The sequence below is a fragment of the Candidatus Aminicenantes bacterium genome, assembly GCA_026393795.1.
Lineage (GTDB): Bacteria > Acidobacteriota > Aminicenantia > UBA2199 > UBA2199 > UBA2199.
In genome coordinates this window covers 1-5,186 of the sequence record JAPKZL010000044.1, presented here as the reverse complement: position 1 = coordinate 5,186, position 5,186 = coordinate 1, and the positions used below count along the sequence as shown (strand labels likewise).

The following is a 5,186-nucleotide window of genomic DNA, read 5'->3' as shown; positions in this document are numbered from 1 at the left end:
CCGCCGCCGATGATGGTGGTCGCCGACGATGCGGCGACGGCGGCGGCGATCTCCATGGTGCCGCCGGCGAACGTATCCACCTCGAACACGCCCATGGGGCCGTTCCAGAAGATCAGTTTGGCGCGGCCGATCTCGCTTTGGTACAGGTCGACGGTCTCGGGGCCGATGTCCAGTCCCATCATGACGCCGGGGATCTCCTCGCCGGAGCGGATGATGCGCACGGTGATGTTGGGCTCGATCTTGGTGGCCGCGATATGATCCTTGGGCAGGAGGATGCGCACGCCGTTCGCCTCGCCTTTGCGCAACAGCTCACGGCACAAGTCCAGGCATTCGTTCTCCACGCGCGAGGCGCCGACGTTCATGCCGGTCGCCTTTAAAAACGTGTAGGCCATGGCTCCGCCGATCAGGATGGTATCGGCCTTGTCCAGCAGGTGGGTGAGCAGCGGCAGCTTGTCGCTGACTTTGGCGCCGCCGAGGATCACCAGGTAGTCATCGGGAGGATTTTCTGCAGCCAGGCTCAAAAAATCAATTTCCTTTTTGATCAGAAATCCGCCCACGGCGACCGGTACCAGGCGGGTGATTTGGTCGATGGACGCGTGGGCCCGGTGGCAGGCGCCGAAAGCGTCGTCGACGTAGACCTCGATCCCCTTGGCCAGTTCGGCGGCGAAAATGGGGTCGTTTTTGGTCTCGCCGGGATGGAAGCGCAGGTTCTCCAGGAGGAGGACCTTCCCGGCCTTCAGCGCAGCTTTGGCCTTTTCCGCCTTGGCCCCCACCGTCTCCGGGCAGAAGGCGACATCCATCCCCAGCAGCTCCGCCAAACGCCTGGCAACGGGCGCCAGGCTGCAGTCGGGGATCACCTCCCCCTTGGGACGGCCCAGGTGCGACGAACAGACGACGCGCGCCCCATTCTCGATCAGGTAGCGGAAGGTGGGCAACGCCGCCCGGATGCGCGTGTCGTCGGTGATATGCTGCCGCGCGTCCAGCGGCACGTTGAAGTCGTTGCGCAAGAAAACCAGCTTGCCTTGCACCGGAACATCGGTCAGGAATTTCTTGGCCATTTCAGTTTTTCGCCATTTTAAGGATCAGGTCGCGTACCCGGCAGGAATAGGCCCATTCGTTGTCGTACCAGGCGAGCACCTTGATCAGGTTCTTTTCCACGACCAGGATGTTGTCCATGTCCACGATCGAGGAACGCTCGTCGCCCTTGAAATCGATGGAAACCAGCGGTTCATAGCTGAAGCCCAGTATGCCTTTCATGGGCCCGTTGGCGGCCTTTTCGATCACCTGGCGCACCTCTTCGACCGAGGTGTCCTTGGCCACGTGAACCACCAGGTCGACCACCGATACGTCGGGGGTCGGGACGCGGATGGAAGTTCCGTCGATTTTCCCCTTCAGGTCCTTGATGACCAAGCCCACAGCTTTTGCCGCGCCGGTGGAGGTGGGGATCATTGATAAACCGGCAGCCCGGGCCCGGCGCAGATCCTTGTGCGGCAGGTCGAGGATGCGCTGGTCATTGGTATAAGAGTGAATGGTGGTCATGTTGCCCTTGAGGATCTTGAAATGGTCGTGCAGAACCTTGGCCAGCGGGGCCACGCAGTTGGTGGTGCAGGAGGCGTTGGAAACAATGTGGTGCTTGCCGGGGTCGTATTCGCCGTCGTTGACACCCAGGACGATGGTAACATCGGGATCGGTGGCGGGCGCCGATATCAAGACCTTTTTGGCGCCGGCCTTCAGATGCTTTTCGGCGTCGGGGCGCTTGGTAAAGAGACCGGTCGACTCGACCACCAGGTCGATGCCCAGTTCCTTCCAGGGCAGTTCTTCGGGGTTCTTGACAGCGGTTACCTTGATCTTGTTTTTACCAACCTGGATAAATCCGTCGCCATGGCTGACCGTTTCGGTGAAAATCCCGAAGATCGAGTCGTACTTCAGCAAATGGGCCAACGTCTTGGCGTCGGTGATGTCGTTGATGGCCACGATCTCCATGCCCGGGCTATCGTGAGCCGTCCGCAAAAAAAGCCTGCCGATTCTGCCAAAACCGTTTATCGCGATCTTCATTTTCATGATTGACCTCCAAGGCATAAACTTACCACAAGCGCCCTTCATTTTCAAGTAAGAAGCGGCGGAAACGGTCGGGGAAAAGCGGCAGCGATATTGCTTTTTTACTATTAATTTTCTATAATCGGTTTGGAGGTTCCAAATGGACATGCAGGAAAAAGCCCGGGGAAAAATGAATTGGTTCGAAAAGATTTTGCATCAAATACCCGGTTTCAAAGGTTACTATGAAAAGGAGTTTCGCCGCGACGCCGACCGCTTGCAGCGCGAATTCATCGTCAAGCAGCTGCACGAAGCCGGCCGCAGCCTGAACGACGCGATCCGGGCCGTCAGCCGTCAGAAGAATCTCGCCCTGCTGACCGAGTACGACCTCCTGGCCAAGCGCCTTCAGAAGATCGGCAACGAGATCCTCTACGCCGACCGCGGCTACAGCGGTTTTTTCGATCTGGTCAAAATCCACGAAAGCGAGCTGGACGCGATCTACCGCCTGGACGGAGAAATGATCGAATTGGCCGGCCGTTTCAACGATGAGATCCGAAAAATGGCCGCCGCCCCCGCGCTGGCGCCGCGCTTCGACGCATTGGCGGATGGTCTGTCCCAAATCGAGACCATGTTCGCCAAACGGGCGGACCTGCTCAAGGGCTATCGAGAATAAGGAGAAGAAAATGAAATTGGAAATCCTCAAATACTTCGATCAGACCGGCAAGGAAATATCCCACCGCATTCCCGAGGAGGGCTCCGCCGATATCAAGCTGGGCGCCCAGCTGATCGTCCAGGAGAACCAGGCAGCGGTGTTTTTCCGCGACGGCAAGGCGCTGGACACGTTCAAAGCCGGGCGCCACGTCCTCTCCACCATGAACATTCCACTGCTCACCCGTTTGCTGTCGCTACCCTACGGCTTCAAGTCCCCGTTCCAGGCCCAGGTTTATTTTGTCAATTTGAAATCCTTCCTCAACCTTAAATGGGGGACCAAGGAGCCGGTCAGTTTCAAGGATTCCGAACTGGGTTTCGTCCGCTTGCGGGCCTTCGGCATCTTCGCCATCAAGGTCAGCAACCCGCAGCTTTTCATCGCCGAAGTGGCCGGGACCCAGGCGGTTTACACGACGGAGCAGATCGAGGATTACCTGCGCGACCTGCTGGTCGGCCGCTTGAACGATTATCTGGGGGAAACGCTCAAGACCATATTCGAGTTACCGCAGTATTTCGACGAAATGGCCGCCGGCTTGAAAGCGCGCTTGGGCGATGATTTCGCCAAGTATGGCTTGGAGATATCCGACCTGGTCATCAACTCCATCACACCGCCCGAGGAAGTGCAGAAGATGATCGATGAGCGGGCCGGCATGGGCGCCGTCGGCGACATGGGAAAATTCATGCAGTTCAAGGCGGCCAAAGCAATGGAAAAAGCCGCGGAGAACAGCGGCTCGGCCGCCTCGGGCATGGGGCTGGGCATGGGCGCCGGGTTCGGGATGATGATCCCCGGCATGATCAACCAGGCCATCGAGCAGGGGAAAAAAGCCGGAGCAGCTGCCAGGACGGATGAAAAAACCAGGACATGCCCGAAATGCCACAAGGAGATACCGGCCAGCGCCAAGTTCTGCCCGGAGTGCGGCAGCGAAATCCCCGCCAGCACGTTCTGCGCCAAGTGCGGCGCCGAGCTGCCACCGGGAACCAAGTTTTGTCCGGCCTGCGGTCAAAAAAATCCCCGGGGCGGCTAGCGCGGCCCGCGCCTTCAGTACCGCCCAGGCGATGACAAACGGCCATGGACCATAGCGCTGAAAGGATCCTGGTGATACTGAACCCGGCGTCGGGATTCATTTCCAAGGACATCGCCACCGGTTCGATCATCCGCAAGCTGCGCCGGCACTTCGCCAGCGTATCCCTGGTGCATACAAGCTCACCGGCCCACGCCAGCGAGATCACCAGCCAAGGGTTGCCGCATTTCGATGTTTTTGCCGCTTTCGGCGGCGACGGGACGGTCAATTCCGTGGCCGCCTCCTTGCTTCATACCAACAAGACGCTGGGTATCCTTCCCGGCGGCTCCGGCAACGGCCTGGCGCGGAATCTGAACATTCCCCTATCATGGCGGCGGGCGCTGGACACGCTGATCAACGGCCGGGACGTGCTCATCGATGCCGGCAAGATCAATCACATCCTTTTTTTCAACGTGGCCGGCATCGGCTTGGACGGCTTGATATCCAAGAAATTCAACCTGGAATCCAAGACGCGCGGCATCCTGCCCTATTTTTATTTTGCCTTGAAGGGAATTTTTGAAATGCCGACCTTCCACGTCCGGGTGACCACCGCCGAAAGCGAATTCGAGGATGAAATCATGATCCTGGCCATGGCCAATTTCCAGGAATACGGCAGCAATGTGGTAATCGCCCCCTACGCTTCTCCCTACGATCACCTGCTCGATCTGTGCATCCTGAACAAGTTCAAGCTGATCAAATCCTCGTTGAGCATCCAGCGCCTTTTCACCGGCAACATCGACAAGTTCCCTTTTTACCGCTCGTTCAAATTCGACCGCATTCACGTCCGCTCCCTGCAGGGGCCGATGCCTTTTCATTTCGACGGCGAATACGGCGGCAGCGAGCTGCTGGATTACGACATCCAGGTGATCCCCGCCGCCGTCAAGGTACGCATTCCGCTGTAAAAAAAAAGGGGAAGAATTTCTTCTCCCCCTCTTGATGGTCAGAACAATAAAATTATTCCATCGATGACGCTTTTTGCTCGGTGACCAAGCCGATAACCTCGATCTGGGCTTCCTTGATCGCACTCAGCACATCGACCACTCTGCCGTAGACAGCTTGCAAATCAGCCTTGAGAAGGACTTTTTTGTCCGGTCTCTGCAAGTCTTCCAGTTTATCGATGATCATCTGACCCAAGGTTTCCAGATTTGTTATCTCTTTCCCATCAAACATAACTTTTCCGCTTTTTTCGATTTCAACGGTAAGTATCTGAGCGGGGTCAGGCTGACTGGCAACGTATTTGGCTTCGGGCAAAGTGACGTTGGCTCCATGTGTAATCATCGGCGTCACCACCATGAAGATGATCAGCAACACCAGCAAAATGTCGCAAAGGGGGACCACATTGGGTTCAGATTTTGCAGATTTAGAGCCAATTTCGACACTCAT

At 57.3% G+C, this 5,186-nt stretch carries 6 protein-coding genes; 3 read left to right on the top strand and 3 right to left on the bottom strand.

The genetic code is table 11. The annotated features are described in order from the left end of the window. On the bottom strand, positions 1–1,058 hold a 1,058-nt coding region (locus NTW95_01900), incomplete at its 3' end, for a phosphoglycerate kinase (GenBank protein ID MCX6556177.1). Between the two features lies 1 nt (position 1,059). Then, positions 1,060–2,061 (bottom strand): type I glyceraldehyde-3-phosphate dehydrogenase, encoded by a 1,002-nt coding sequence (gene gap / locus NTW95_01895; GenBank protein ID MCX6556176.1) that lies wholly within the window; start codon positions 2,059–2,061, stop codon positions 1,060–1,062. 136 nt (positions 2,062–2,197) lie between these two features. On the opposite strand from gap, the gene NTW95_01890 reads away from it, so the two are divergent. Genes NTW95_01890 through NTW95_01880 form a run of 3 tightly spaced genes read left to right on the top strand, consistent with a single transcriptional unit; the run spans position 2,198 to position 4,705 of the window. Then, on the top strand, positions 2,198–2,707 hold the full coding sequence (locus NTW95_01890) for a hypothetical protein (protein MCX6556175.1): 510 nt from the start codon (positions 2,198–2,200) through the stop codon (positions 2,705–2,707). A gap of 10 nt (positions 2,708–2,717) precedes the next feature. Continuing rightward, positions 2,718–3,767 (top strand): SPFH domain-containing protein, encoded by a 1,050-nt coding sequence (locus tag NTW95_01885; GenBank protein ID MCX6556174.1) that lies wholly within the window; start codon positions 2,718–2,720, stop codon positions 3,765–3,767. A gap of 44 nt (positions 3,768–3,811) precedes the next feature. Next, positions 3,812–4,705: a diacylglycerol kinase family lipid kinase gene (locus tag NTW95_01880; GenBank protein MCX6556173.1), complete on the top strand. Its 894-nt coding sequence runs from the start codon at positions 3,812–3,814 to the stop codon at positions 4,703–4,705. 52 nt (positions 4,706–4,757) lie between these two features. On the opposite strand, the gene NTW95_01875 is transcribed toward NTW95_01880, so the two are convergent. After that, the coding region (locus tag NTW95_01875) for a biopolymer transporter ExbD (protein ID MCX6556172.1) at positions 4,758–5,186 on the bottom strand (429 nt) is incomplete at its 5' end.